This window comes from Pseudomonas sp. MSSRFD41, from assembly GCF_014230245.1.
GTDB classification, from domain to species: Bacteria; Pseudomonadota; Gammaproteobacteria; order Pseudomonadales; family Pseudomonadaceae; genus Aquipseudomonas; species Aquipseudomonas piscis.
Window position 1 is genome coordinate 166,761 of record NZ_JACKZK010000010.1, and the last position, 26,642, is coordinate 193,402.

Annotated in this window: 19 protein-coding genes; 11 read left to right on the forward strand and 8 right to left on the reverse strand. The window is 63.5% G+C overall.

Annotation, left to right across the window (positions count from 1 at the left end; all coding sequences use genetic code 11):
- Positions 1-4: 4 nt before the first annotated feature.
- Positions 5-1,429, reverse strand: a complete 1,425-nt coding sequence (gene ccoN, locus H7A76_RS17285) for a cytochrome-c oxidase, cbb3-type subunit I (RefSeq protein ID WP_185699622.1) — start codon at positions 1,427-1,429, stop codon at positions 5-7.
- 99 nt (positions 1,430-1,528) lie between these two features.
- Between ccoN and H7A76_RS17290 the strand changes: the two genes are divergently transcribed.
- Positions 1,529-2,224 carry an alpha/beta family hydrolase gene (locus H7A76_RS17290; RefSeq protein ID WP_260498002.1) on the forward strand — a complete coding sequence of 232 codons (696 nt, stop codon included), beginning with the start codon at positions 1,529-1,531 and terminating at the stop codon, positions 2,222-2,224.
- Between the two features lie 71 nt (positions 2,225-2,295).
- Here the strand turns inward: H7A76_RS17290 and H7A76_RS17295 are convergent, their stop codons facing one another.
- The 3 genes from H7A76_RS17295 to acnA all read right to left on the reverse strand — a co-directional run bounded on the left by H7A76_RS17295 (position 2,296) and on the right by acnA (position 7,805).
- Entirely contained in the window at positions 2,296-3,861 is a 1,566-nt protein-coding gene (locus tag H7A76_RS17295; RefSeq protein WP_185699623.1) for a PAS domain-containing methyl-accepting chemotaxis protein, read from the reverse strand.
- Between the two features lie 233 nt (positions 3,862-4,094).
- Positions 4,095-4,886 carry a CPBP family intramembrane glutamic endopeptidase gene (locus tag H7A76_RS17300; protein WP_185699624.1) on the reverse strand — a complete coding sequence of 264 codons (792 nt, stop codon included), beginning with the start codon at positions 4,884-4,886 and terminating at the stop codon, positions 4,095-4,097.
- 177 nt (positions 4,887-5,063) lie between these two features.
- Positions 5,064-7,805 (reverse strand): aconitate hydratase AcnA, encoded by a 2,742-nt coding sequence (gene acnA, locus H7A76_RS17305; protein WP_185699625.1) that lies wholly within the window; start codon positions 7,803-7,805, stop codon positions 5,064-5,066.
- A gap of 236 nt (positions 7,806-8,041) precedes the next feature.
- Between acnA and rlmM the strand changes: the two genes are divergently transcribed.
- Together rlmM and tusA are read left to right on the forward strand one after the other, a co-directional pair.
- Positions 8,042-9,115, forward strand: coding sequence for a 23S rRNA (cytidine(2498)-2'-O)-methyltransferase RlmM (rlmM, locus tag H7A76_RS17310; RefSeq protein WP_185699626.1), 1,074 nt, complete (start codon positions 8,042-8,044; stop codon positions 9,113-9,115).
- Between the two features lie 58 nt (positions 9,116-9,173).
- A complete protein-coding gene (gene tusA / locus H7A76_RS17315) occupies positions 9,174-9,425 on the forward strand; it encodes a sulfurtransferase TusA (protein ID WP_022643338.1) in 252 nt (83 codons plus the stop codon).
- On the opposite strand, the gene H7A76_RS17320 is transcribed toward tusA, so the two are convergent.
- Positions 9,422-10,831, reverse strand: coding sequence for an MATE family efflux transporter (locus H7A76_RS17320; RefSeq protein ID WP_312026260.1), 1,410 nt, complete (start codon positions 10,829-10,831; stop codon positions 9,422-9,424). The two genes, tusA and H7A76_RS17320, sit on opposite strands and share 4 nt — an antisense overlap.
- A 182-nt stretch (positions 10,832-11,013) precedes the next feature.
- On the opposite strand from H7A76_RS17320, the gene pdxB reads away from it, so the two are divergent.
- The gene (gene pdxB / locus H7A76_RS17325) at positions 11,014-12,156 is read left to right on the forward strand and encodes a 4-phosphoerythronate dehydrogenase PdxB (RefSeq protein ID WP_185699627.1); all 1,143 of its coding nucleotides are present in this window, start codon (positions 11,014-11,016) and stop codon (positions 12,154-12,156) included.
- A gap of 58 nt (positions 12,157-12,214) precedes the next feature.
- Here pdxB and H7A76_RS17330 read toward each other — a convergent pair whose 3' ends face one another.
- Positions 12,215-12,394, reverse strand: coding sequence for a PA1571 family protein (locus tag H7A76_RS17330; RefSeq protein WP_011060254.1), 180 nt, complete (start codon positions 12,392-12,394; stop codon positions 12,215-12,217).
- A 259-nt stretch (positions 12,395-12,653) separates the two neighbouring features.
- Here H7A76_RS17330 and H7A76_RS17335 point away from each other — a divergent pair, with 259 nt between their 5' ends.
- Complete coding sequence (locus H7A76_RS17335; RefSeq protein ID WP_185699628.1) at positions 12,654-14,420, forward strand: ABC transporter transmembrane domain-containing protein; 1,767 nt, start codon at positions 12,654-12,656, stop codon at positions 14,418-14,420.
- A gap of 120 nt (positions 14,421-14,540) precedes the next feature.
- Here H7A76_RS17335 and H7A76_RS17340 read toward each other — a convergent pair whose 3' ends face one another.
- Positions 14,541-16,469: a transglycosylase SLT domain-containing protein gene (locus tag H7A76_RS17340; RefSeq protein WP_185699629.1), complete on the reverse strand. Its 1,929-nt coding sequence runs from the start codon at positions 16,467-16,469 to the stop codon at positions 14,541-14,543.
- A gap of 213 nt (positions 16,470-16,682) precedes the next feature.
- Between H7A76_RS17340 and H7A76_RS17345 the strand changes: the two genes are divergently transcribed.
- Positions 16,683-18,611 carry an ATP-binding cassette domain-containing protein gene (locus H7A76_RS17345; RefSeq protein ID WP_185699630.1) on the forward strand — a complete coding sequence of 643 codons (1,929 nt, stop codon included), beginning with the start codon at positions 16,683-16,685 and terminating at the stop codon, positions 18,609-18,611.
- Positions 18,612-18,701: 90 nt separating this feature from the next.
- Here the strand turns inward: H7A76_RS17345 and H7A76_RS17350 are convergent, their stop codons facing one another.
- Complete coding sequence (locus H7A76_RS17350; RefSeq protein WP_022643343.1) at positions 18,702-19,139, reverse strand: universal stress protein; 438 nt, start codon at positions 19,137-19,139, stop codon at positions 18,702-18,704.
- Between the two features lie 97 nt (positions 19,140-19,236).
- Here H7A76_RS17350 and H7A76_RS17355 point away from each other — a divergent pair, with 97 nt between their 5' ends.
- The 5 genes from H7A76_RS17355 (at position 19,237) to topA (ending at position 26,633) form a co-directional block, all read left to right on the forward strand.
- Positions 19,237-19,674: a hypothetical protein gene (locus H7A76_RS17355; RefSeq protein ID WP_185699631.1), complete on the forward strand. Its 438-nt coding sequence runs from the start codon at positions 19,237-19,239 to the stop codon at positions 19,672-19,674.
- A 563-nt stretch (positions 19,675-20,237) separates the two neighbouring features.
- Positions 20,238-22,385: a fatty acid oxidation complex subunit alpha FadB gene (gene fadB / locus H7A76_RS17360; protein WP_185699632.1), complete on the forward strand. Its 2,148-nt coding sequence runs from the start codon at positions 20,238-20,240 to the stop codon at positions 22,383-22,385.
- 28 nt (positions 22,386-22,413) lie between these two features.
- Complete coding sequence (fadA, locus tag H7A76_RS17365; protein ID WP_031321318.1) at positions 22,414-23,589, forward strand: acetyl-CoA C-acyltransferase FadA; 1,176 nt, start codon at positions 22,414-22,416, stop codon at positions 23,587-23,589.
- Positions 23,590-23,673: 84 nt separating this feature from the next.
- Entirely contained in the window at positions 23,674-23,910 is a 237-nt protein-coding gene (locus H7A76_RS17370; protein ID WP_019093731.1) for a DUF1653 domain-containing protein, read from the forward strand.
- A gap of 113 nt (positions 23,911-24,023) precedes the next feature.
- A complete protein-coding gene (gene topA, locus H7A76_RS17375) occupies positions 24,024-26,633 on the forward strand; it encodes a type I DNA topoisomerase (RefSeq protein WP_185699633.1) in 2,610 nt (869 codons plus the stop codon).
- Positions 26,634-26,642: the final 9 nt, after the last annotated feature.

The following is a 26,642-nucleotide window of genomic DNA, read 5'->3' on the forward strand; positions in this document are numbered from 1 at the left end:
CTCCTCAGGCCATCTGCGCAGCGGCGTTGACTTCGGCTGGCGCCGCGGCACGCACGGTGCGCCAGGTGTTGTAAGCCATCAGGAACATGCCGCTGAGGAAGATCGCCCCACCGACCAGCCGCACGATGAAGCCTGGGTGGCTGGCCACCAGGGTTTCGACGAAGGAGTAGGTGAGGGTGCCGTCTTCGTTGACTGCACGCCACATCAGGCCCTGGGCGATGCCGTTGACCCACATCGAGGCGATGTAGAGCACGGTGCCGATGGTGGCCAGCCAGAAATGGGTGTTGATCAGGCCGAGGCTGTACATCTGCTCGCGACCGAAGACTTTCGGGATCAGGTGGTACAGCGAACCGATGGAGATCATCGCAACCCAGCCCAGGGCGCCGGCGTGTACGTGGCCGATGGTCCAGTCGGTGTAGTGGGAGAGGGCGTTGACGGTCTTGATCGCCATCATCGGACCTTCGAAGGTCGACATGCCGTAGAACGCCAGGGACACCACCAGGAAGCGCAGGATCGGGTCGGTGCGCAGCTTATGCCAGGCGCCCGAGAGGGTCATCATGCCGTTGATCATGCCGCCCCAGCTCGGAGCCAGGAGGATCAGCGACATGATCATGCCCAGCGACTGCGCCCAGTCCGGCAGCGCGGTGTAGTGCAGGTGGTGCGGACCGGCCCAGATGTACAGGGTGATCAGTGCCCAGAAGTGCACGATCGACAGGCGATAGGAGTAGACCGGACGCTCGGCCTGCTTGGGCACGAAGTAGTACATCATCCCCAGGAAGCCGGTGGTCAGGAAGAAGCCCACGGCGTTGTGGCCGTACCACCATTGCACCATGGCATCGGTCGCACCGGCATACAGCGAGTAGGACTTGGTCAGGCTGACCGGCAGTTCCAGGTTGTTGACGATATGCAGGATGGCCACGGTGATGATGAAGCCACCGAAGAACCAGTTACCCACATAGATGTGCTTGGTGTTGCGCTTGACCAGGGTGCCGAAGAACACGATGGCGTAGGCCACCCAGACAATGGTGATCAGGATATCGATCGGCCATTCCAGTTCGGCGTATTCCTTGGAGCTGGTGTAGCCCAATGGCAGGCTGATGGCCGCCAGCAGGATCACCAGCTGCCAGCCCCAGAAGCAGAACGCGGCGATTTTCGGCGCGAACAGCGTGGTCTGGCAGGTGCGCTGCACCGAATAGAACGACGTGGCAAACAGTGCACAGCCACCGAAGGCGAAGATCACTGCGTTGGTGTGCAATGGCCGCAGGCGACCGAAGCTGGTCCACGGCAGATCGAAGTTGAGTTCGGGCCACACCAACTGGGCTGCGAGAAAAACCCCGAGTCCCATGCCGACGATGCCCCACACCACCGTCATAATGGCGAATTGGCGGACCACCTTGTAGTTGTAGGCGGTACTGATAGAAGTGTTCATGGTTCCCCATCCACGGTTCAGCTGAAGTGAAAGCGACTGCGCGCGGCACGGCGCGCCCACTTCGTCTGGAGTTATAGGCAGACTAAAAGCGAGGCAAGCATGAGCAATGAGCACAAGGCCAGTATTGACGGGGATCAATGGGCGCAGTGCGTGCGGGAACGGGGCTGGTTGTGGGACGTCGCGGCGAGCGCGACCCCGGGCACGTCACCGACCTTGATCCTGGCTCACGGTGCTGGAGCGCCGATGGACAGCGGGTTCATGGAGCAGATCGCTGAACGCCTTGCCAGGCATGGGGTAAACGTCTTGCGCTTCGAGTTCCCCTACATGGCCCAGCGTCGCCTGGACGGCGGCAAGCGTCCTCCGAACCCGGCGCCCAGGCTCCTGGAGTGCTGGCGCGAGGTGTATGCCCAGGTGCGACCTTATGCCGCCGGGGTGCTGGCGGTGGGTGGCAAGTCCATGGGCGGGCGGATGGCCAGCTTGCTGGCCGACGAGCTGCAAGCCGATGCCCTGGTTTGCCTGGGGTATCCCTTCTATGCGGCCGGCAAACCGGAAAAGCCCCGGGTGGCGCACCTGGCCGAACTGACTACGCCGACGCTGATCGTCCAGGGCGAACGCGATGCCCTGGGTAATCGCCCGGCGGTGGAGGCCTATACCCTGGCGCCGGCCATCGAGCTGGAATGGCTGGTGGCGGCCGACCACGATCTCAAGCCCCTCAAGGCCTCGGGGTGCAGCCACGAGCAGCATTTGGAGTCCGCCGCGGCCAGGGTTGCCGGGTTCCTACGGGCGGCAGGCTGAACGCCGGGTCTGGCGGGGCAAAAAAAAACCGGAGGCGCCTGCTTCCGGTTTTTTTAATGCCCCTTGCTGGATCAGCGGTTGAACCGCTCCACCAGCGAGTATTGGGTATGTGCAGTACGGGTCAGGGCCTCGCTGAGTTCGGCCGAATGCTGGGCCTGCTCCGAGGTCTGGTCCGCCAGTTGGGCGATGGTGCTGATGTTGCGGCTGATCTCCTCGGCCACCGAGCTTTGCTCTTCGGTGGCGGCGGCGATCTGGGTGGTCATGTCGGTGATGTTGGCCACCGCTTCGCTGATGCCCACCAGCGCCTGGTCGGCTTCCAGCACCCGGGCCACGCCTTCCTCGGCCTGGCGATGGCCGGCATCCATGGTCTGCACCGCACTGGCGGCGGTTTGCTGCAGCTTGGCGATCAGGGCGTGGATCTGCCCGGTGGACTCGCTGGTGCGTTGCGCCAGCTGGCGCACCTCGTCTGCCACCACGGCGAAGCCGCGACCCATCTCCCCGGCCCGGGCCGCTTCGATCGCGGCGTTCAGCGCCAGCAGGTTGGTCTGGTCGGCGATGCCCTTGATCACGTCCACCACCCCGCCGATTTCGTCGCTGTCCTTGGCCAGCTGGGTCACCGTCTGGCCGGTCTCGCCCACCACCACCGACAGGCGCTGGATGGCTTCACGGGTTTCCCCGGCGATATTGCGGCCGCGCCCGGTAAGACGATTGGCTTCCTGGGTGGCGTCGGCGGTGCGCTGCACGTGGCTGGCCACTTCCTGGGTGGTGGCCGCCATCTGGTTGACCGCGGTGGCGACCTGCTCGGTCTCCTGGCGCTGGCGCTCCAGGCCGCTGGAACTGTTGTGGGCCAGGGTATCGGACTGGCGGGCCTGCTCGTTGAGGTGCTCGGCGGTGTCCTGCAGTCGGGTCAGGCAGGTTTTCAAGCGTGCCTCCTGGCTGAGGATCGACATCTCCAGGCGCGCCTGGGCACCCCGGCTGTCGGTGTACATCTGCGCGATCAGTGGGTCCGAGGTGGTCTGTTCGGCCAGGCGCAGCAGGCGCTTGAGGCCACGCTGTTGCCAGGTCAGGCCCAGCAGGCCCAGCGGCACCGAGAGACCGGCGGCCAGGACGAAGCCCCAGTGGGAGTTGAGCCAGGCACCGATCATGAAGCTCAGTTGGCTGACCAGGATGAACGGCAGCCAGTCTTGCAGTATCGGCAGCCACTTGTCGCGCTTGGGAATGGCCGACTTGCCCTGGTTGATCCGCTTGTAGAGGGATTCGGCGCGGCGCACCTGTTCGGCGGAGGGCTTGACCCGCACCGATTCGTAGCCCACCACCTTGCTGCCCTCGAACACCGGGGTCACGTAGGCGTTGACCCAGTAGTGATCGCCGCTCTTGCAGCGGTTCTTGACGATACCCATCCATGGCAAGCCTTGTTTCAAGGTGGTCCACATGTGGGCGAATACCGCCGCTGGCACATCCGGATGGCGTACCAGGTTGTGCGGCGCGCGAACCAGTTCTTCGCGGGAGAACCCACTGATCTCGACGAAGGCGTCGTTGCAGTAGGTGATGACGCCCTTGGCATCGGTCGTGGAAATCAACCGTTGTTGAGCCGGGAAGGTACGTTCGCGCTGAGTGACAGGCTGGTTATTACGCATGTTTTTTCAATCCGCAAGGCTTTGGTAAGTGATCGGCCGCTTTAGCCGATTATTGAAATTATTTTTCAATAATCGGCACTGGGTCTCATTGGCAGAGTGTGTTGTGTCGTCGTATGCGGCGCCGGCATCCAGCGGCGTTGGCGAGGGGCTAATCATTGACCTTCTTCCTTGGCAGTCAATACGTCTGAAGTACTGGTTTTGGCAATTCGCTTGCGGTTTTGCAGTGTCCGGGCCTATCCGGCGAGCATCGGATAGGTGAAAAGCCCGAAATGCAGCAGGTTCAGTCCGAAGTGGGTGGCCAGCGCGGCTCCCAGGCCCCCGAACCGATAGGCCAGACCGTACCCGATCCCGGCGACGCTCGCCAGCAGCGTCCATTGCCAGCCGGCTCCCAGGTGCGCCAGGCCGAACAGCAGGGCCGAGGCGAGCAGGGCCAGGTTCTCGCCGTAGGGCAGGTGTTGCAGGCGCCGGCTCAGGCCACCCTGGATATAACCCCGGAACAGCGCCTCTTCCACCAGTGTCACCAGCAGCAGGTTGTTCAGTACCCATAGCCAGGCCTGTTCCGGCCATTTGGGGGCCCAGCCGATGATGCCCAGCAGCAAGGCGCCGCCCAGCGCAGCGATGGCGCACAAGAGCAGGGCCAGGGCACCGGCGTACAGCGACAGGCGCAGGGAGCGACGACCGACGATCCAGGGGCAGGCCAGCAACAGCCAGAAACCGATCAGCGGCTTGTCCTGGTTCAGGTACAGGGAAAACGGCACGGCGTCATCGGTGAGGCGTTGCGGGTCGATGGCGCGTCCGTTGTAGAAGCCGGGTAGCCAGTGCATCGCCAGGGCCAGGGCGACGACCACGAACAGGCTGTGACCCAGGTATCGGCCGATGGGGCTGCGCTGCTGGCGTACGGCGAAGCCGGCGCACAACAACAGCAAGAGCGGGAGGGCGGCCAGCAGCCCCAGTTGTCCATAGCTCAGGGCCAGCGCATAGCCAAGGGAAAGGAGTGCCAGGTACATCCATGGCAGAGCGGTCATGGGGAATCCTTGTTGCGAAAGAAGGGGTATTGCAGAGACGTTGCCCGGTGCCTGATCTGTAGTCGTTGCTGTGACCGGGTAGTCAGGTTTTGCGGTCGGGCATTATAACCAGTCGATTTGTATGCGTTAACCCAATGAAAGACACCGCCCGAAGGCGGTGTCTGTGGCTGTCATGGGTCAGGCCGCGATCAATTGGCGCAAGACGTAGTGCAAGATCCCTCCGGACTTGAAGTATTCCACTTCGTTCAGGGTGTCGATGCGGCACAGCACCTCGATCTGCTCCCGGCTGCCATCCTCGCGGGTGATCACCAGTTGCAGGTTCATCCGCGGGGCCAGTTGCGTGCCGCCGAGGCCGAGGATATCCAGGGTCTCGCGGCCGCTGAGCTTGAGGCTCTTGCGATCCTGGCCGGCCTTGAACTGCAGCGGCAGCACGCCCATGCCCACCAGGTTGGAGCGGTGGATACGCTCGAAGCTCTCGGCGATCACCGCCTTGACCCCCAACAGGTTGGTGCCCTTGGCCGCCCAGTCGCGGCTCGAGCCGGTGCCGTACTCCTGCCCAGCAATCACTACCAGTGGCGTGCCCATGGCCTGGTACTTCATGGCCGCGTCGTAGATCGCCATTTTCTCGCCAGTGGGGATGTACAGCGTATTGCCGCCTTCCTCGCCGCCGAGCATTTCGTTGCGGATGCGGATGTTGGCGAAGGTACCGCGCATCATCACTTCATGGTTGCCGCGCCGCGAGCCATAGGAGTTGAAGTCCCGGGGTTCCACGCCCTTGTCCCGCAGGTAGCGCCCGGCGGGGCTGTCGGCCTTGATGTTGCCGGCGGGGGAAATATGGTCGGTGGTCACCGAATCCCCCAGCAGCGCCAGGACCCGTGCGCCATTGATGTCCTTGACCTCGGGCAGGGCGCCGGCGATGTCGTCGAAGAACGGTGGGTGCTGGATATAGGTCGAGTCGTCCTGCCAGACATAGGTCGCGGCCTGGGGGACCTCGATGGCCTGCCACTGGGCGTCGCCGGCGAACACCTCGGCGTACTCCTTGTGGAACATCCGGGTGTTGACCTGGGCGACGGCGTCGGCAATTTCCTGGCTGCTGGGCCAGATGTCCTTCAGGTACACCGGCTGGCCATCCTTGCCCTGGCCCAGGGGCTCGCGGCTGAGGTCGATGCGTACCGTGCCGGCCAGGGCATAGGCCACCACCAGGGGCGGCGAGGCCAGCCAGTTGGTCTTCACCAGCGGATGCACCCGGCCTTCGAAGTTGCGGTTGCCGGACAGCACCGAGGCGACCGTCAGGTCGGAGGTCTGGATGGCCTTCTCGATCGGTTCCAGCAGCGGGCCGGAGTTGCCGATGCAGGTGGTGCAGCCGTAACCCACCAGGTCGAAGCCCAGTTGGTCGAGGTAGGTGGTCAGGCCGGCAGCCTGGTAGTAGTCGGTCACCACCTTGGAACCGGGCGCCAGGGAGCTCTTGACCCAGGGCTTGCGCTGCAGGCCTTTTTCCAGCGCCTTCTTGGCCACCAGCCCGGCGGCCATCATCACGCTGGGGTTGGAGGTATTGGTGCAGGACGTGATGGCGGCGATCACCACCGCGCCGTTCTTCAGGCGGTAGGTCTGGCCTTCATGCTGGTAGTCGGTCTCGCCGACCAGGTCGGCATTGCCCACGGCGACGCCACCGCCGCCTTCGCTTTCAAGGCGGCCTTCTTCCTTGCTGGTGGGCTTGAACTGCAGGTCGAGGAAGTCGCTGAAGGCCTGGGCCACATCCGGCAAGGCCACCCGGTCCTGGGGCCGCTTGGGTCCGGCGAGGCTGGCTTCGACGGTGCCCATGTCCAGGGCCAGGCTGTCGCTGAACACCGGTTCCTTGCCCGGCAGGCGCCACAGGCCCTGGGCCTTGCTGTAGGCCTCGACCAGTTTCACCAGTGCGGCTGGGCGGCCCGACAAGCGCAGGTAGTCGAGCGTCACCTGGTCCACCGGGAAGAACCCGCAGGTGGCGCCATATTCAGGGGCCATGTTGGCGATGGTGGCGCGGTCGGCCAGGGGCAGGTCGGCCAGGCCATCACCGTAGAACTCGACGAATTTGCCCACCACGCCTTTCTTGCGCAGCATCTGGGTCACGGTCAGCACCAGGTCGGTGGCGGTGATGCCTTCCCTGAGCTTGCCGGTGAGCTTGAAACCGATGACCTCCGGAATCAGCATCGACACCGGCTGGCCGAGCATTGCCGCTTCGGCCTCGATCCCGCCCACGCCCCAGCCCAGCACGCCCAGGCCGTTGATCATGGTGGTGTGGGAGTCGGTGCCCACCAGGGTGTCGGGGAAGGCATAGGTGCGGCCGTCCTCGTCCTTGCTCCAGACGGTGCGCCCCAGGTATTCCAGGTTGACCTGGTGGCAGATGCCGGTGCCCGGCGGTACCACGCTGAAGTTGTCGAAGGCGCTCTGGCCCCAGCGCAGGAAGGCGTAGCGTTCGCCGTTGCGTTGCATTTCGATGTCGACGTTCTGTTCGAAGGCGCTGCTGCTGGCGAACTTGTCCACCATCACCGAGTGGTCGATCACCAGGTCCACCGGCGACAGCGGGTTGATCCGTTGCGGATCGCCACCGGCCTTGGCCATGGCCGCGCGCATGGCGGCCAGGTCGACCACCGCGGGCACCCCGGTGAAGTCTTGCATTAGCACCCGCGCCGGGCGGTACTGGATCTCGCGGTCGGAGCGGCGCTCCTTGAGCCAGGCGGCGAGGGCCTTCAGATCGTCGCTGGTGACGGTCTCGTTGTCCTCCCAGCGCAGCAGGTTCTCCAGCAGGACCTTGAGCGACATGGGCAGGGCATCGATATCGCCCAGGCTCCGCGCTGCGTCCGGCAGGCTGAAATAGTGATAAGTCTTGTCGTCGACTTTCAGGGTCTTGAGGGTTTTCAGGCTATCGAGGGATGGCATTGAACGACTCCTTCTGGCCCGCACGGCTACGGGCCTGTGATACGGACAGAGAGTTAACCTAGCTCTGTTTGGGTCTTATCGCTAATCACTGGACTGCTGGGTTCAGCCCAAGGTTCCTAACTCGGTTATCATGCGCCGTTTTTCGTGACAGGCTTTGCGCGTGCTCCGTTTCGTTGATCCGGGGCACTTTCGGGCAGGTTTGCGCAACGATTGATCGCCAACGCCCAGGAGATTCCATGAACACCCTGTTTATCCATTGCCGTCCCGGTTTCGAAGGCGAGGTCTGCTCGGAGATCGCTGATCATGCGGCCCATTTGCATGTCGCCGGATATGCCAGGGCCAAGCCGGGCACCGCCTGCGCCGAGTTCATCTGCAGCGAGGACGACGGCGCGCAGCGGCTGATGCAGGGCCTGCGTTTTTCCCAGTTGATCTTTCCCCGGCAGTGGGCGCGGGGAGCTTTCGTCGAGCTGCCGGAAACCGACCGCATCAGCGTGATCCTGGCCCACCTGGACGCTTTCCCGCAGTGCGGCAGCCTGTGGCTGGAAGTGGTGGATACCAACGACGGCAAGGAGCTGTCGAACTTCTGCAAGAAATTCGAAGGTCCGCTGCGCAAGGCGCTCAAGGGCGCCGGCAAGCTGGTGGAGGATGCTGGCTTGCCGCGCCTGCTGCTGACCTTCAAGAGCGGGCGGGAAGTCTTCGTCGGGCTGGCCGATGCCGGCAACTCGGCGATGTGGCCCATGGGCATCCCACGGCTGAAGTTCCCCCGGGAGGCTCCTAGCCGCTCGACCCTGAAGCTCGAAGAGGCCTGGCATCATTTCATTCCGCGAGAGCAGTGGGACGAGCGCCTGCACAGCGACATGACCGGGGTCGACCTGGGAGCCGCCCCGGGCGGCTGGACCTGGCAGCTGGTCAATCGCGGCATGCTGGTGACTGCGGTGGACAATGGGCCGATGGCCGAGAGCCTGATGGACACCGGCCTGGTCCAGCACCTGATGGCTGACGGCTTCACCTACCAGCCCCGGCAACCGGTGGACTGGATGGTCTGCGACATCGTCGAGAAGCCGGCGCGCAACGCAGCCTTGCTGGAGACCTGGATCGGCGAGGGCCATTGCCGCGAGGCGGTGGTCAACCTGAAGCTGCCGATGAAGCAGCGCTATGCCGAGGTCAAGCGCCTGCTGGAGCGGATCGAGGATGGATTCAAGGCCCGAGGCATCCGCGTGGCCATCGGCTGCAAGCAGCTGTACCACGACCGCGAGGAGGTGACCTGCCACCTGCGGCGCCTGGACACCAAGCCTGCCCGTTCCCGCTGAGCCCCTCGCCACATGGCCGGCATTGCGCGACAATGCCGGCCAGTTTCAGGAGTGAACCATGAGTCAGATCATCGATACGCCGGTAGACGGTACCCTCGACGCCACCGGCCTCAATTGCCCCGAGCCGGTGATGATGTTGCACCAGCATATTCGTGACCTGCCGCCGGGCGGGTTGTTGAAGGTGATCGCCACCGACCCGTCCACCCGCCGCGACATCCCCAAGTTCTGCGTCTTCCTCGACCATGAACTGGTGGCGCAGGAGGAAGACGCGGGCACCTATCTCTACTGGATCCGCAAGAAACTCGATTAACTCGCCGAGCGGCTGCTGCGGATCTGCTTGCGTGCGCTGCGCACCAGGCGGATCGACAGCATCAGCGCGGCGCAGCTCAAGCCGACGATCAGGCCTTCCCACAGGCCGCTTGGCCCCCGGGGCGCACCGAACCATTCGGTCAGGCCCAGGGCATAACCCACCGGCAACCCGATACCCCAATACGCGAACAGGGTCAGGATCATCGTCACCCGGGTGTCCTGGTAACCGCGCAGCGCGCCGGCGGCGGTCACCTGGATGCCGTCGGAGAACTGGAACAGCGCCGCGTACACGATCAGCATCGACGCCACCTGGATCACCAGCGGATCGGTGGTGTAGATCGAGGCGATGGGCTCGCGCAGGAAAAACATCAGGCTCGCCGACAGGCAGGCATAGGCCAGCGCCGTCGCCATGCCGACCCCGGCGCTGAAGCGGGCGTTGCGCGGTTCCTGGCGCCCCAGGGACTGGCCGACGCGCACGGTCACGGCCATGGCCAGGGAGTAGGGAATCATGAACATCAGGGCGCTGACGTTGAGGGCGATCTGGTGTCCGGCCACCACCGTGGCGCCCAGGCTGCCGATCAGCAGGGCGATCACCGCGAAGATACTCGACTCGGCGAACACGGCGATGCCGATGGGCAGGCCGACGCCCAGCAGGCGCTTGATCACCGTCGATCGCGGCCACTCGAAACGGCCGAACAGCTGGATCTTGCGATAGGCCGGCGCCCAGCGGACCCAGCCGGCCATGCCCAGCATCATTGCCCACATCACGATCGCCGTGGCCCAGCCGCAGCCAACGCCACCCATGGCCGGCACGCCGAAGTGGCCATAGATGAAGATGTAGTTGATGGGAATGTTCAGGGCCAGGCCGCAGAGGCCGATGACCATGCTCGGCACGGTACGCCCCAGGCCATCGCTCAGGCAGCGCAGCACGTAATACAGGGCCACCGCCGGCAGGCCGCTGGCGATGCCATGCAGGTAGCCCATGCACGGCTCGATCAGCTCCGGATCGACCTTCATCAAGTGCAGCACTGGCTCGGCGCTGATGAGGATCAGCATGGCCGAGATCCCGGCCGCCACGGCCAGCCACAACGCCTGGCGCACCAGCGGGCCGATCTCCTCGAGCTTGTTGGCACCGAAACGCTGGGCGACCTTGGGGGTGGTGGCCAGCAGGGTGCCGGTCATCAACAGGAACACCGGGATCCAGATCGAGTTGCCCAGGGCCACGGCCGCCAGATCGCGGGGGCCCACTCGCCCGGCCATCACCGCATCGACGAAGCCCATGGCGGTGGTGGCCACCTGGGCGATCATGATGGGCAGGGCCAGTACCAGCAGGTCTTTTAGCTCGCGGCCGACCCGGGCGGGGCGGCTGGTGGAGAGGGTGGCGGTGGAGTCGGTCACGGAATTCACGGGGCGAAGCGTCCATAGGTGTGTTGCGCGGGACGCGACAGTCTACGCGTTGCCGCCATGCCTGGGATAAGTCCCGTGTTGTGGATTTGTAATACGGGCCTCGGTTGCCTTCGCGCCTGCAAGCCGTGCTGGTTCGCCGGGTGATCTGGGCCTAAACTGCGCCTCCCCAAGAGGAGCCTGCCATGCTGATCGTTGCCGACGAAAACATTCCCCTGATCGATGAATTCTTTGCCGGGTTCGGCGAGATCCGGCGCTTTCCCGGGCGCGCCATCGATCGCGCCAGCGTGGCCCAGGCGGATGTGCTGCTGGTGCGTTCGGTGACCCAGGTCGATCGTGCCTTGCTCGAGGGCACCCCGGTGCGCTTCGTCGGAACCTGCACCATCGGTACCGACCACCTGGACCTGGACTACTTCCAGCAGGCCGGCATTGCCTGGTCCAGCGCTCCGGGCTGCAACGCCCGCGGGGTGGTGGACTACGTGCTGGGCAGCTTGCTGACCCTGGCCGAGATCGAGGGCGTGGACCTGTCGCGCCGCTGCTATGGCGTGGTCGGCGCTGGTGAGGTCGGTGGCCGCCTGATCGAGGTGTTGCGTGGCCTGGGCTGGCAGGTGCTGGTCTGCGATCCGCAGCGCCAGGCGCTGGAGGGCGGTGACTACGTCAGCCTGGAGCAGTTGCTCGAGCGTTGCGACGTCATCAGCCTGCATACGCCGCTGACCCGCGATGGTGAACATCGTACCTGGCACCTGCTGGATCGCCAGCGCCTGGGGCGGCTGCGCCAGGGCGCCTGGCTGATCAACGCTGCACGAGGCCCGGTGGTGGACAACAGTGCCCTGCGTGAAGTGCTCCTGCAGCGTGAGGACCTGCAGGCGGTGCTGGATGTCTGGGAGCAAGAGCCGACGGTGGACACTGCCCTGGCGGATTTGTGCGTGCTGGCCACGCCGCATATCGCCGGCTACAGCCTGGATGGCAAGCAGCGTGGTACGGCGCAGATCTACCAGGCGTTCTGCCGGCACTTCGGCCATGCCGAGCAGGTCCTGCTGGAGAGCCTGCTGCCAGCGCCGTGGGTGGCGCAGGTCAGCCTGGATGCCAAGGCCGATCCGGCCTGGGCCCTGGCGACGATTTGCCGGGCGGTGTACGACCCGCGTCGCGACGATGCGGATTTTCGCCGGAGCTTGTCCGACGATGTCGCGCAGCAGCGCAGCGCCTTCGACGGGTTGCGCAAGCACTACCCGCAGCGCCGGGAGATCGACGGCCTGCAGGTGCGGATCCAGGGCGAGTCGGCGGATCTGCAGCGGATCGTCCGGGCATTGGGGGCCACGCTGGCCTGAACCGCGGGCATAAAAAACCCGGCCACCAGGCCGGGTCAAGAGGACGTGAGGCTATGTGTCAATCTTGCCGAGCAGGCTTGACCAGTCGCTTTTCCAGTTCGCGGCAGGCGTTCTGGATCATGTCTTCAGTAATAGGTACTTCGCGGCCCTGGGCATCGATGATGGCACAACCCAGAGACTGGTTGGGCTGGGTACGGATCACTTGAATCTTGTCATTGCTGCTGTGTTGCAAGGACATGGCCTGTCTCCTCATCAGGTTGTGTGCTTACTTTAGAATGACCGGGTGACCGGGCTGTTACAGACCAGCGCCAGGGCAGGTCCGGTAACTTCACTCCATCAGAAATACCGCAGGAGTGCCAGTCGCGGATTAGACCGATAACCTCTAGGTGCTAGCGTTACCGGTCATAATCAACCTGACTCATTGCGATTTACCAAAGTTCCTGCGAATTCATCCCGTTACCGGCGCTGCCGTGGGGCGATCGCCGGCGCGTCAACGGATGAACGGCATGCTCTCTTCTCGTCATCGCCGGGCCTTGCGCCTGGCCAGTCGCTTTATCGCTCCCTACCGTTGGCAGGCGCTGGGGGCCTTGCTGGCCCTGGTGCTCACCGCGGGCATCACCCTATCCATGGGGCAGGGCATCCGCCTGTTGGTGGACCAGGGCTTCATGACCCAGTCGCCGCACCTGCTGAACCAGACCATCGGCCTGTTCCTGCTGCTGGTGCTGGCGCTGGCCGTGGGCACCTTCGTGCGTTTCTACCTGGTGTCGTGGATTGGCGAGCGCTGCGTCGCGGACATCCGGCGCCAGGTGTTCAACCACTTGATCTACTTGCACCCGGGTTTCTACGAGAACAATCGCAGCTCGGAAATCCAGTCCCGCCTGACGGCGGACACCACGCTGCTGCAGTCGGTGATTGGATCTTCGCTGTCGTTGTTCCTGCGTAATGCACTGATGGTCCTGGGCGGCATAGTCCTGCTGTTCATCACCAATCCCAAGCTCACCAGCATCGTGGTGATCGCCCTGCCGCTGGTGTTGGTGCCGATCCTGCTTTTCGGTCGCAGGGTGCGCAGCCTGTCGCGCTTGAGCCAGGATCGGATCGCCGATGTGGGCAGCTACGTGGCGCAAACCCTCGGGCAGATCAAGACGGTCCAGGCCTACAACCACCAGGCCGAGGACGAACGGCGCTTCGCCCTGACGGTAGAGGACGCTTTTCATACCGCGCGCCAGCGCATCATCCAGCGTGCCTGGCTGATCACCCTGGTCATCGTCCTGGTGCTGGGCGCCGTGGGGGTGATGCTCTGGGTCGGCGGCATGGATGTGATCGCCGGGCGAATTTCCGCCGGCGAGCTGGCGGCCTTCGTGTTCTACAGCCTGATCGTCGGCAGCGCCTTCGGTACCCTGAGCGAGGTGATCGGCGAGCTGCAACGGGCGGCAGGGGCTGCGGAGCGGATCGCCGAGCTGCTGCGGGAGCAGAGCATCATCCAGGCGCCGAGCGCCGGGCTGGTCCGCTTGCCAGTCCGGGTCAGGGGTGAGCTGCAACTGGAGAACCTGCGCTTTGCCTATCCCTCACGAGCGGATCGCTATGCCCTGGATGGCTTGTCCTTGAACATCCGCGCCGGGGAGACCCTGGCCCTGGTCGGGCCCTCGGGGGCTGGCAAGTCCACCTTGTATGACTTGCTGCTGCGTTTCTACGATCCACAGCAGGGGCAGATCCTGCTGGATGGCGTGCCCCTGGCCAACCTCGATCCGCAGGACCTGCGGCGTTGCTTCGCCCTGGTGTCGCAGAATCCGGCGCTGTTCTTCGGCAGCATCGAGGAGAACCTGCGCTACGGCAATCCTGGCGCGACTGCGGAGCAAGTCCGGGAGGCGGCGCGGATCGCCTATGCCCATGAGTTCATCGAGCAGATGCCCCAGGGCTACCAGACTCACCTGGGCGATGGTGGGCAGGGCCTGTCCGGAGGCCAGCGCCAGCGCCTGGCGATCGCCCGGGCGCTGCTGGTGGATGCACCGATCCTGCTGCTGGACGAGGCCACCAGTGCCCTGGATGCGCAGAGCGAACACCTGATCCAGCAAGCCTTGCCGAGCCTGATGCAGAATCGCACCACCCTGGTGATCGCCCATCGGCTGGCCACGGTGAAGAATGCCGATCGAATCGTGGTCATGGACCAGGGCCGGCTGGTGGCGGTAGGTACGCACCAGCAATTGATTGCCGACAGCCCGCTGTATGCGCGCCTGGCGGCACTACAGTTCAGTGACGGTTCTTGAGTTCACCGGGCTTGATGGTGCGCACGAGGACGTAGTCCTCGCCAGCCACGGAGGATTGCAAGGGACAGGCGCAGAGGCGAAAAAGCCCGCAATCATGCGGGCTTTTTCTTGGGCGGGAGATCAGAGGTCGTCGAAGTAGCGTTCGTGCCAATCCACCAGCGGTTGCGGTGAATTGAGCTTCTGGCCGTAGATCACCGAATAGGACAGGACGTTCTGCACGTACTGGCGGGTTTCGTCGAAGGGGATGCTTTCCACCCACACGTCGAAGCTCAGGTGGTCGGCGCCCTTGAGCCACTGGCGCACTCGGCCGGGGCCGGCGTTGTAGGCTGCGGAGGCCAGCACCCGGTTGCCGTTGAACTGGCTGTGGACCTGGCTCAGGTAGGCCGCGCCCAGCTGGATGTTCTTGTCCGGATCCAGCACTTGCTGCGGCGAGGCCAGGGGAATGCTGAACTTGCGCGCGGTTTCCTTGGCGGTGCCGGGCATCAGTTGCATCAGGCCGCTGGCGCCGACACCGGAGCGGGCGTCGTCCATGAACGCGCTTTCCTGGCGGGTGATGGCGAACACCCAGCTGGAATGCAGGCCACGGACCTTGGCTTCGCGCACCAGGGTATCGCGGTGGGCCATGGGGAAGCGGATGTCCAGGTCGTCCCAGTACTGGGCCTGGCTGATGGTGCGGATGGCCGGGAAGTACCACTTCAGGTCATAGGCCAAGCGGGCCTGGGCGACCATTTCGTCGCGGTTGAAATGCCGGCTGACGTGGTACCACTCGCGACGCCCGTCGACGATCTGTCCCCGGGCATGGAGTTCCAGGGCGCGACGCACGCCGGGAGTGTTGCGTACCTTGTTGATCACCGCCTGGCTGAGCATCAGCGGCTGGTTGTTCAACTGGTAGGGCGCCTTGGCATGATCGGCGGCGAGGAAGCCATAGAAGTCCCGCTCCCGGGACAGGCCCTTGAACAGTGCCTGGGCCTGGGGGTTCTTCGGTTCCGCCAGTTCCAGGCTGCGCGCCTGCCAGTAGCGCCAGCGGTTGGTGCTGGCCAGCTCCTGGGGCAGCTTGCGGGTCAGCTGGTAGGCATCTTCCCAGCGCGCCAGGCGCAATAGCAGGCGCAGGCGCCATTCGGACACGGTGTTGTCCCGCAGCTCGGGATCGTACTTGGTCATCACGTCCAGGGCGCGGCTGTCGAAGCGCCGGGCCAGGGTCAGGCCGATCTCGCGGGCAATGGCCACTTTTTCGTCACGGGAGAAGTGCATGCTGCTGGCATAGCCGTCGAGCAGGGCCATGGCCTTGTCCGGGTCCTGGCGGGCCAGGCGGCGCAGGCCAAGGCCGACCACATCGGACATGGCTTCGTTGGCGGGCTGGAAGCGTGAGGGCTGGCTCAGCAGCTCCGGTTTCTGGGCCACGTCCACCAGCAGGCGGCCCTGGGGCGCCAGGGTGGTCATGCTGTTGACCAGGCTGTTGGCCAGGGCGTAGTTGCGCGCCTCGGCCGCCAGCTTGGCCCGCTGCCAGCGCTTTTGTTCGGTCAGCTGGCCCTCGGCGGCCCACTGGCCGAACAGGCCGTCGCAGGCCGCAGGTTGGGACTTGCCGCTCAGCCAGAGCTTTTCGGCGGTGGCGTAGCCCTCGGCCTTGAGGTTGTGGCCCAGCTGGTACTGGCCGTTGAGGCAGTCGAGTTCGGTGAAGTTGAGCTTGGGGTCGTAGTACTTGGTGAAGGTCGCCCAGTCGCCGCGTTCGGCCAGCCAGCGCAACCAGCGCAGTTTCATCCAGTTGGCCTGGGGCAGGTCGCCGTGTTCGGCGAGGAATTTCTCGATCTCGGCGTTGCTGGCGCTCTTGAGCCGGGCAGTGAGTTCGTCGTAGGCCAGGTAGGGCTCCAGCGGGTAGTCACGCAGCGCATCGGCGTAACGGAAGTAGGGTCCGGAATCACCCTTGGCCAGGGCGCGCTTGGCTTCGTCGTAGTACTGGCGTTGCAGGCTCAGGTCTGCCGCCTGGGTGGATTGGGCGGCAGCGGCGGAAAGAAGCAGGCAGGATAAAAGGCTGAAAAGGCGACTGCGCATGAGACATCCGGGCAGAGAAATCATGACAAGTGCCGACAGGGCCAACACTGATTGCTCACTAGCTTAGCCTTTTGCCAGCAACCGGCGAAAGCTTTGCCGGTTCGCTGGTATCAGTTGGCAACAAATGTCGCCCCAGGGTCGCCACCGGCGAAATAGCCGGCCTTCTGCGAGCCTAACTCAGGTAGAATGCGCGCCCGGTTTTTGGAGAAGAACATGACCCTGCTCAAATTCAGCGATGTGTCCCTTGCTTTCGGCGCCATGCCGTTGCTGGACAAGGTGTCCTGGCAGATCGCCCGTGGCGAGCGGGTGTGCATCATCGGTCGCAACGGTACTGGCAAGTCCAGCATGATGAAGCTGGTCAAGGGCGACCAGAAGCCCGACGACGGTGCCATATGGCGCGCACCCGGCCTGAAGATCGGCGAGTTGCCCCAGGAGTTGCCGGTGGCCGACGAGCGCACCGTGTTCGATGTGGTCGCCCAGGGCCTGGCTGGAGTCGGCGAGCTGCTGGCCCAGTACCATCACCTGAGCCAGAACATCGTCACCGACGCCGACCTGGAAAAGCTGATGCACGTCCAGCACGACCTCGAGGCTCGTGACGGCTGGCGCTTGCAGCAACTGGTGGACAGCACCCTGAGCCGCCTGCAACTGCCTGCCGACAGGACCCTCGCCGAGTTGTCCGGCGGCTGGCGCCGGCGCGTCCTGCTGGCCCAGGCTCTGGTGGCGGAGCCGGACCTGCTGCTGCTCGACGAGCCGACCAACCACCTGGACATCGGTGCGATCGCCTGGCTGGAAGAAGCGTTGAAGGATTTCCCGGGGGCCGTGCTGTTCATCACCCACGATCGTTCCTTCCTGCAGAACCTGGCCACTCGTATTCTCGAACTGGATCGTGGCGGCCTGATCGACTGGAACGGCGACTACGCCAGCTTCCTGGTGCACAAGGAAGCGGCCCTGGCCGCGGAAGAAACCGCCAACGCACTGTTCGACAAGCGCCTGGCCCAGGAAGAAGTCTGGATTCGCCAGGGCATCAAGGCCCGTCGCACCCGTAACGAGGGCCGCGTGCGAGCGCTCAAGGCCTTGCGCGTGGAGCGTAGCCAGCGTCGCGAGCGCACCGGCAAGGCCAACATCCAGCTGGAAGCGGCGGACAAGTCCGGCAAGCAGGTGATGGTGCTGGAGAATGTCAGCTTCGCCCACCCGGAAGGGCCGTTCCTGGTCAAGGATTTCTCCATGGTCCTGCAGCGCGGCGATCGTATCGGCCTGCTGGGCGCCAACGGCACCGGCAAGACCACCTTGCTCAAGCTGATGCTGGGCGGCCTGGTGCCCAGCAGCGGCACGGTGGAAGAGGGCACGCGGATCGAAGTGGCCTACTTCGACCAGTTGCGCCACCAGCTGGACCTGGAAAAGACCGTGATCGACAACGTCGCCGAAGGTCGCGACTTCATCGAGATCGATGGCCAGAACCGGCATGTGCTCAGCTACCTGGGTGATTTCCTGTTCAGCCCACAGCGGGCGCGGACGCCGGTCAAGGCGCTGTCGGGTGGCGAGCGTGCGCGCCTGCTGCTGGCCAAGCTGTTCAGCAAACCGGCCAACCTGCTGGTGCTGGACGAGCCGACCAACGACCTGGACGTGGAAACCCTCGAGCTGCTCGAAGAGGTGCTGTCGAACTACCAGGGCACGGTACTGATGGTCAGCCACGACCGAGCCTTCCTCGACAACGTGGTCACCAGCACCTTGGTCTTCGAGGGTCAGGGGCGCGTGCGCGAGTACGTCGGTGGTTATGAGGACTGGATCCGCCAGGGTGGCTCGCCGCGTTTGCTGGGTGTGACCGAGAACAAGTCCGGCAAGGCCGAGCTGAACTCCGCCGTAGTGCCGCCAGTGTCGGCCCAGGCGCCGGAGCCAGTACTGGAAGCCGCTGCACCTGCGGCGAAGAAGAAGCTCAGCTACAAGCTGCAGCGTGAGCTCGAGGCCCTGCCGGGGCAGATCGAGGCCATGGAGCAGCAGATCGCCGACGTCGAGGCGGAAATGGCCGATGCCGGTTTCTACCAGCGGCCCGTGGCGGAAACCACCGCGGTCATCGCGAAGCTGGAGCAACTGAACGCCGAACTGGACCAGATGGTCGAGCGCTGGGCGGAGCTGGATGCCTGATTGCTGGGTGCCTGATGCAAAAAGCCCGACTCCAGAGTCGGGCTTTTTGTCGGTGCGGTTATCGGTTCTTCAGTTCGGCAACGGCAAGCGTCAGCGCTTGGCCAGGTGTACCGCCAGCACGTCGCAAGGTGCTCCGTGCAGGACGTCGTTGGCGGTGGAGCCGAGCAACAGGGCCAAGCCATGGCGACCGTGGCTGCCGACCACGATCAGGTCGCACTCCTGTTCCTTGGCCAGGTGATGGATTTCCTGGCGCGGCTGGCCATAGGTCAGGTGGCTGTATTCCTTGGTCAGTTCCGGGTACTTGTTGATCAGGCGGTCCAGGCGTTCCTTGGCCTGGTCGAATTGTTGCTGCTGCAACTGCGAGAGATCCATGGGGACGTCGCCACCGAAGGCCATCGCCATCGGTTCGACGATGTGCACCAGCGACAGCTTGGCGCCATTGCTCACCGACAGTTCGCGGGCCCGGTGGATAACAGGATCGCACTCTTCGGTTAGATCTACGGCGACCAGAATATGGTGGTAGGGCATGAGGCGCTCCTCCAGAGGATTGCAATAGCTTCAAGTATGGCTGGTTTGAAGCGGGTTGGTTGCAACGGCCCGCTCATCGAGAATCGAGAGTACAGATATGACGGTGTGGATAGTGGTGTCAATCCTTGTGGTGGTCTTGAGTCCCTGGGCATGGCTACGACCTTCGCGTCGCCAGAGTGGGTTGATCGCCGTGCGCATGGAGGCTCGGCGCATGGGCCTGGCCATGCAGTTGGCGCCCCAGGAGTGGCCGCACTGGCTGGGCCAGCAGCCTCCAGACCCGTGTCCGCAATACCACCGTCCACGGCGTGGCGGCCAGGTGGCGTGTTGGAGCTATTGGCAGGTGGCCCCGGGAAGTTGGGTCAACCAATGGCGCGAGCCCTGTGCCGATGAGCCGCTGCTCCAGCACCTGCGAACCCTGCCGGCCGGCGTGTTCAAGGTGGAGGCCGACAAGCAGCTGATCGCCCTGTACTGGAATGAGCGGGGCGAGCCCCGGGTGTTGCAGGATATCGCCGCGGTACTCAAGGCCCTGGCTTGAGGGTCGAGCAAGTGGGGCAAGCCTGTGCGCCAGGCAATAAAAAGCCCGACTCAGCATCGGGCGGGGTGGCCAGGCAGGCCGGAAACTCTCATGAAGCCACCTTCGGGTGGCTTTTTGTTGCCTGGGCATGGGCTTGTGACGGCATGCAGTTCCAGTGGCCAAGCATGCGGCGTTGTTCGGATTTCTTCCTGAAGCTTAGCCAGGGGTTGTCATGTCCGCGGAAGATTTAGGGCGATTTTTCTAAATATTGATCTTATGAATGACTGCAGATGCAGGGGCGTGTTGGTGGTCCGCGACACCCGGGAATGACCGCAAAGTCGCGTTTCAAACAGCATTTCGGACGATTGACAATTAGCGGATTTTCCGTGAATGTGGCGTACCCAAATCAAACGGGCGTATGAAATGAGCGTTTGTATCTCAGGCGTCTCGATACAGATTCCCGATTATCGCGTTGGCGGGTGTGCCTGGCGGATTGGCGTTAGCATCGACGGTGACGTCAGTGTCATGCCAGAAGTTAGCGTCCGACGTGTACTGTTCAGCTTCCATATCGTGGAGATCAGTTGATGATTTACGAAGGTAAAGCCATCACGGTTAAGGCTCTTGAAAGCGGCATCGTCGAATTGAATTTCGACCTCAAGGGTGAGTCCGTCAACAAGTTCAACCGTCTAACCCTGAACGAATTGCGTCAGGCTGTTGACACCATCAAGGCAGATGCGTCGATCAAGGGCGTGATCGTCAGCAGTGGCAAGGACGTGTTCATCGTCGGCGCCGACATCACCGAGTTTGTCGACAACTTCAAGCTGCCGGATGCGGAGCTGGTGGCAGGCAACCTCGAAGCCAACAAGATCTTCAGCGATTTCGAAGACCTTGGCGTGCCTACCGTTGCCGCCATCAACGGCATCGCCCTGGGCGGCGGCCTGGAAATGTGCCTGGCAGCGGACTACCGCGTCATGTCCGCCAGCGCCAAGATCGGCCTGCCGGAGGTCAAGCTGGGCATCTACCCGGGCTTCGGCGGCACCGTGCGCCTGCCACGCCTGATCGGTACCGACAACGCCATCGAATGGATCGCCGCCGGCAAGGAAAACCGTGCCGAAGACGCGCTGAAAGTCGGCGCGGTGGATGCCGTGGTAGCTCCTGAGAAGCTCAAGGATGCGGCCCTGACCCTGCTCAAGGGCGCCATCTCCGGCGAGTTCGACTACAAGGCCAAGCGCCAGCCGAAGCTGGAGAAAATCAAGCTCAACGCCATCGAGCAGATGATGGCCTTCGAAACCGCCAAGGGTTTCGTGGCCGGCCAGGCGGGTCCTAACTACCCGGCTCCGGTCGAGGCGATCAAGACCATCCAGAAGGCCGCCAACTTCGGCCGCGACAAGGCCCTGGAAGTGGAAGCCGCAGGCTTCGTCAAGCTGGCCAAGACCTCGGCCGCCCAGAGCCTGATCGGCTTGTTCCTGAATGACCAGGAGCTCAAGCGCAAGGCCAAGGCCTACGACGAGATCGCCCAGGACGTGAAGCAGGCCGCCGTACTTGGCGCCGGCATCATGGGTGGCGGCATCGCCTACCAGTCGGCCTCCAAGGGCACGCCGATCCTGATGAAGGACATCAACGAACACGGTATCGAGCAGGGCCTGGCGGAAGCCGCGAAACTGCTGGTTGGCCGCGTCGAGAAGGGCCGCATGACCGCGGCGAAGATGGCCGAAGTGCTCAACGGCATTCGCCCGACCCTGTCCTACGGTGATTTCGGCAACGTCGACCTGGTGGTCGAGGCCGTGGTCGAGAACCCCAAGGTCAAGCAGACCGTACTGGCTGAAGTCGAAGCCCAGGTCAAGGAAGGCGCGATCCTGGCGTCCAACACCTCGACCATTTCCATCAGCCTGTTGGCCAAGGCCCTCAAGCGTCCGGAAAACTTCGTCGGCATGCACTTCTTCAACCCCGTGCACATGATGCCGCTGGTGGAAGTGATCCGTGGCGAGAAGTCCAGTGAGCTGGCCGTCGCCACCACCGTTGCCTATGCCAAGAAAATGGGCAAGAACCCAATCGTGGTCAACGACTGCCCGGGCTTCCTGGTCAACCGCGTGCTGTTTCCGTACTTCGGCGGTTTCGCCAAGCTGGTCAGCGCTGGCGTGGACTTCGTGCGCATCGACAAGATCATGGAGAAGTTCGGCTGGCCGATGGGCCCGGCCTATCTGATGGACGTGGTTGGCATCGACACCGGCCACCATGGTCGCGACGTGATGGCCGAAGGTTTCCCGGATCGCATGAAGGATGATCGCCGTTCGGCCATCGACGTGCTCTACGAGGCCAAGCGCCTGGGCCAGAAGAACGGCAAGGGCTTCTACGCCTATGAGACCGACAAGCGCGGCAAGCAGAAGAAGGTCGCCGATCCGTCGGTGCTGGAAGTGCTCAAGCCGATCGTCTACGAGCAGCGTGAAGTCACCGACGAAGACATCATCAACTGGATGATGATCCCACTGTGCCTGGAAACCGTTCGCTGCCTGGAAGACGGCATCGTCGAGACCGCTGCCGAAGCCGACATGGGCTTGGTCTACGGTATTGGTTTCCCTCCATTCCGTGGCGGTGCGCTGCGCTACATCGATTCCATCGGTGTCGCCCAGTTCGTTGCCCTGGCCGACCAGTACGCCGATCTGGGCGCGCTGTACCACCCGACCGCGAAGCTGCGTGAGATGGCCAAGAACGGCCAGAGCTTCTTCGGTTAAGCGCCCACACTAGAGCGAGAGTGAACATATGAGCTTGAATCCTAGAGACGTCGTGATTGTCGACTTCGGTCGTACTCCGATGGGCCGCTCCAAGGGCGGCATGCACCGCAACACCCGTGCCGAAGACATGTCGGCACACCTGATCAGCAAGCTGCTGGAGCGCAACGCCAAGGTCGATCCGGCGGAAGTCGAGGACGTGATCTGGGGCTGCGTCAACCAGACCCTGGAGCAGGGCTGGAACATCGCCCGCATGGCCTCGCTGATGACCCAGATCCCCCACACCTCGGCTGGCCAGACCGTCAGCCGCCTGTGCGGTTCGTCCATGAGCGCCCTGCACACCGCGGCACAGGCGATCATGACCGGCAACGGCGACGTGTTCGTCGTCGGCGGCGTCGAGCACATGGGCCATGTGAGCATGATGCATGGCGTCGATCCGAACCCGCACCTGTCCCTGTATGCGGCGAAGGCCTCGGGCATGATGGGGCTGACTGCCGAGATGCTGGGCAAGATGCATGGCATCACCCGTGAGCAGCAGGACGCCTTCGGCCTGCGCTCCCACCAGCTCGCCCACAAGGCGACCCTGGAGGGCAAGTTCAAGGACGAGATCATCCCGATGCAGGGTTACGACGAGAACGGCTTCCTGAAGCTGTTCGACTACGACGAAACCATCCGTCCGGACACTACCCTGGAAAGCCTGGCGGCCCTGAAGCCGGCGTTCAACCCCAAGGGCGGCACCGTGACTGCCGGTACTTCGTCGCAGATCACCGACGGCGCCTCGTGCATGATCGTGATGTCTGCCCAGCGTGCCCAGGACCTGGGTATCCAGCCGATGGCAGTGATTCGCTCGATGGCGGTCGCAGGTGTGGATCCGGCGATCATGGGCTATGGTCCAGTACCGGCTACGCAAAAAGCCTTGAAGCGTGCGGGCCTGGGAATCGCCGATATCGACTTCTTCGAACTTAACGAAGCTTTCGCCGCACAGGCCCTGCCAGTGCTGAAAGATCTGAAAGTACTCGACAAGATGGACGAGAAGGTTAACCTGCACGGCGGCGCGATCGCCCTGGGCCACCCTTTCGGTTGTTCCGGCGCGCGTATCTCCGGGACTCTGCTCAACGTCATGAAGCAGAATGGCGGCACCTTCGGTGTGTCCACCATGTGCATCGGCCTTGGCCAGGGTATCTCGACCGTCTTCGAACGCGTTTAAGCGTTGGGTTGATGGAAGCCGGGGCCCTGTGCCCCGGTTTTTGTTTTTCTGAAGATTTTTAATTTTTTGCACGAGGGCCAGAGCATGCAGTTACAACCCGGGCTCTACCAGCATTACAAAGGGCCGCAGTACCGCGTGTTCAGCGTGGCGCGGCATTCGGAAACGGAAGAAGAAGTGGTGTTCTACCAAGCCCTGTATGGCGATTACGGCTTCTGGGTGCGTCCCTTGAGCATGTTCCTGGAGTCAGTCGAAGTTGACGGCGAGCAGGTCCCACGCTTTGCTTTGGTGCAGGCCGAACCCAGTCTTTTTTCACCGGCTTGAGCGCAGGTCGCGCAGTACCCTGCGCTTGACCTCACCTTGTTGCCACTATATATAGCGGTGCCGCGTCAGGCGCCATCCGCCTCAACTTCTCGAATTCAGGAATTTTCCGATCCATGGGCAAATCGCTGGTCATTGTGGAATCCCCGGCTAAGGCCAAGACCATCAACAAGTACTTGGGCAACCAATACGTGGTGAAGTCGAGTATCGGCCATATCCGAGACCTGCCCACCAGCGGTTCGGCAAGTGCCGCCAAGGAGCCTGCCGCCAAGCGTGGCAAGGCCGCAGGCGAGGCTCCGGCCCTGTCGCCGAAGGAAAAGGCGCGCAAGCAGCTGGTGGCGCGCATGGGCGTCGATCCCGAGCACGGCTGGAAAGCCAAGTACGAAATCCTTCCTGGCAAGGAAAAGGTCATCGAAGAGCTGCGCCGCCTTGCCAAGGATGCCGACACCATCTATCTCGCGACGGACTTGGACCGCGAAGGGGAAGCCATTGCCTGGCACCTGCGCGAGGCCATCGGTGGTGACGACGAGCGCTACAAGCGCGTGGTGTTCAACGAAATCACCAAGAAGGCGATCCAGGACGCCTTCTCCCAGCCGGGCGAGCTGGATATCCATCGGGTCAATGCCCAGCAGGCCCGGCGCTTCCTCGACCGCGTAGTGGGCTACATGGTGTCGCCGCTGCTGTGGGCCAAGATCGCCCGTGGCCTGTCCGCCGGTCGCGTGCAGTCGGTTGCGGTCAAGCTGGTGGTGGAGCGTGAGCGAGAAATCCGCGCCTTCATCCCCGAAGAGTACTGGGAAGTGCATGCCGACCTCGGGACCGCGAAGAACGCCAAGGTGCGTTTCGAAGTGGCACGCGAGAATGGCGAGGCCTTCAAGCCGCTCAACGAAGCCCAGGCCATGGCGGCGCTGGAGAAGCTCAAGGCGTCGTCCTACAGCGTCGCCAAGCGTGAAGACAAGCCCACCAGCAGCAAGCCTTCGGCGCCGTTCATCACTTCCACCCTGCAGCAGGCCGCGAGCAACCGCCTGGGTTTCGGGGTGAAGAAGACCATGATGATGGCCCAGCGCTTGTACGAAGCGGGCTACATCACCTACATGCGTACCGACTCCACCAACCTCTCGGCCGACGCCGTGGCGATGGCTCGCAGCTATATCGAGAGCGAATTCGGTGACAAGTACCTGCCAGCCTCGCCCAATGTCTACAGCAGCAAGGAAGGGGCCCAGGAGGCGCACGAAGCGATTCGTCCGTCCGATGTGCACACCCATCCGAGCAAGCTGTCGGGCATGGAGCGTGACGCCGAGCGCCTGTATGAGCTGATCTGGCGCCAGTTCGTGGCCTGCCAGATGCCGCCAGCGCAATACCTGTCCACCACCGTCAGCGTTGCCGCTGGCGACTTCGAGCTGCGCGCCAAGGGCCGTATCCTCAAGTTCGACGGTTACACCCGGGTCATGCCCCAGGTGAGCAAGCCGGGCGATGACGATGTGCTGCCCGACATGGCCCAGGGCGAAGTGCTGAAGCTGATCAAGCTGGATCCGAGCCAGCACTTCACCAAGCCGCCGGCGCGCTACTCCGAAGCCAGCCTGGTGAAGGAAATGGAAAAGCGTGGTATCGGGCGTCCTTCGACCTATGCGGCGATCATCTCCACCATCCAGGATCGCGGCTACGTGACCCTGCACAACCGACGCTTCTATTCGGAAAAGATGGGCGATATCGTCACCGAGCGCCTCTCCGAGAGCTTCTCCAACCTCATGGACTACGGCTTCACCGCCGGCATGGAAGAGAACCTCGACGATGTGGCCCAGGGCGAGCGTGACTGGAAGAACGTGCTCGACGAGTTCTATGGCGACTTCAAGAACAAGCTCGAGGTCGCGGAGGGCGCTGAAAGCGGTATGCGCGCCAACCAGCCGGTCATGACCGATATCCCGTGCCAGACCTGCGGCCGGCCGATGCAGATCCGTACGGCCTCCACAGGCGTGTTCCTGGGCTGCTCGGGTTACAGCCTGCCACCCAAGGAGCGCTGCAAGGCCACGGTCAACCTGGTTCCGGGCGACGAGATCGCGGCGGACGACGAGGGTGAATCCGAGTCCCTGGTACTGCGCGGCAAGCATCGTTGCCCGATCTGCAGCACGGCGATGGACGCTTACCTGCTGGATGAAAAGCGCAAGCTGCATATCTGCGGCAACAACCCGGATTGCGCCGGCTACGAGATCGAAGAGGGCAGCTACCGGATCAAGGGCTACGAAGGCCCGAGCCTGGAGTGCGACAAGTGCGGTAGCGAGATGCAGCTCAAGACCGGTCGTTTCGGCAAGTTCTTCGGTTGCACCAACCCGACCTGCAAGAACACCCGCAAGCTGCTCAAGAGCGGCGATGCGGCGCCGCCGAAGATGGACCCGGTGAAGATGCCTGAGCTCAAGTGCGAGAAAGTCAACGACACCTATATCCTGCGTGACGGTGCATCGGGGCTGTTCCTGGCTGCCAGCCAGTTCCCGAAGAACCGCGAGACCCGTGCGCCGCTGGTGCTCGAGCTGATCCCGCACAAGGACGAGATCGATCCGAAGTATCACTTCCTCTGTGAAGCGCCGCAAAAGGATCCGGAAGGCCGTCCAGCGGTGGTGCGCTACAGTCGCAAGACCAAAGAGCAGTACGTGCAGACCGAAGTCGATGGCAAGCCTACTGGTTGGCGCGCCTTCTACGACGGCGGCAGCTGGAAGGTCGAGGACAAGCGCTGAAGTCCCGTG

Bases quoted from the DNA above. Each gene is read 5' to 3' on its own strand.
- tusA (WP_022643338.1), top strand. From the start codon at position 9,174: ATGAGTCAGATCATCGATACGCCGGTAGACGGTACCCTCGACGCCACC.
- H7A76_RS17295 (WP_185699623.1), bottom strand. From the start codon at position 3,861: ATGCGTAATAACCAGCCTGTCACTCAGCGCGAACGTACCTTCCCGGCT.
- H7A76_RS17300 (WP_185699624.1), bottom strand. From the start codon at position 4,886: ATGACCGCTCTGCCATGGATGTACCTGGCACTCCTTTCCCTTGGCTAT.
- H7A76_RS17355 (WP_185699631.1), top strand. From the start codon at position 19,237: ATGACGGTGTGGATAGTGGTGTCAATCCTTGTGGTGGTCTTGAGTCCC.
- H7A76_RS17340 (WP_185699629.1), bottom strand. From the start codon at position 16,469: ATGCGCAGTCGCCTTTTCAGCCTTTTATCCTGCCTGCTTCTTTCCGCC.
- H7A76_RS17345 (WP_185699630.1), top strand. From the start codon at position 16,683: ATGACCCTGCTCAAATTCAGCGATGTGTCCCTTGCTTTCGGCGCCATG.
- H7A76_RS17335 (WP_185699628.1), top strand. From the start codon at position 12,654: ATGAACGGCATGCTCTCTTCTCGTCATCGCCGGGCCTTGCGCCTGGCC.
- H7A76_RS17330 (WP_011060254.1), bottom strand. From the start codon at position 12,394: ATGTCCTTGCAACACAGCAGCAATGACAAGATTCAAGTGATCCGTACC.
- H7A76_RS17350 (WP_022643343.1), bottom strand. From the start codon at position 19,139: ATGCCCTACCACCATATTCTGGTCGCCGTAGATCTAACCGAAGAGTGC.
- rlmM (WP_185699626.1), top strand. From the start codon at position 8,042: ATGAACACCCTGTTTATCCATTGCCGTCCCGGTTTCGAAGGCGAGGTC.
- topA (WP_185699633.1), top strand. From the start codon at position 24,024: ATGGGCAAATCGCTGGTCATTGTGGAATCCCCGGCTAAGGCCAAGACC.
- acnA (WP_185699625.1), bottom strand. From the start codon at position 7,805: ATGCCATCCCTCGATAGCCTGAAAACCCTCAAGACCCTGAAAGTCGAC.
- H7A76_RS17290 (WP_260498002.1), top strand. From the start codon at position 1,529: ATGAGCAATGAGCACAAGGCCAGTATTGACGGGGATCAATGGGCGCAG.
- H7A76_RS17370 (WP_019093731.1), top strand. From the start codon at position 23,674: ATGCAGTTACAACCCGGGCTCTACCAGCATTACAAAGGGCCGCAGTAC.
- pdxB (WP_185699627.1), top strand. From the start codon at position 11,014: ATGCTGATCGTTGCCGACGAAAACATTCCCCTGATCGATGAATTCTTT.
- ccoN (WP_185699622.1), bottom strand. From the start codon at position 1,429: ATGAACACTTCTATCAGTACCGCCTACAACTACAAGGTGGTCCGCCAA.
- fadB (WP_185699632.1), top strand. From the start codon at position 20,238: ATGATTTACGAAGGTAAAGCCATCACGGTTAAGGCTCTTGAAAGCGGC.
- fadA (WP_031321318.1), top strand. From the start codon at position 22,414: ATGAGCTTGAATCCTAGAGACGTCGTGATTGTCGACTTCGGTCGTACT.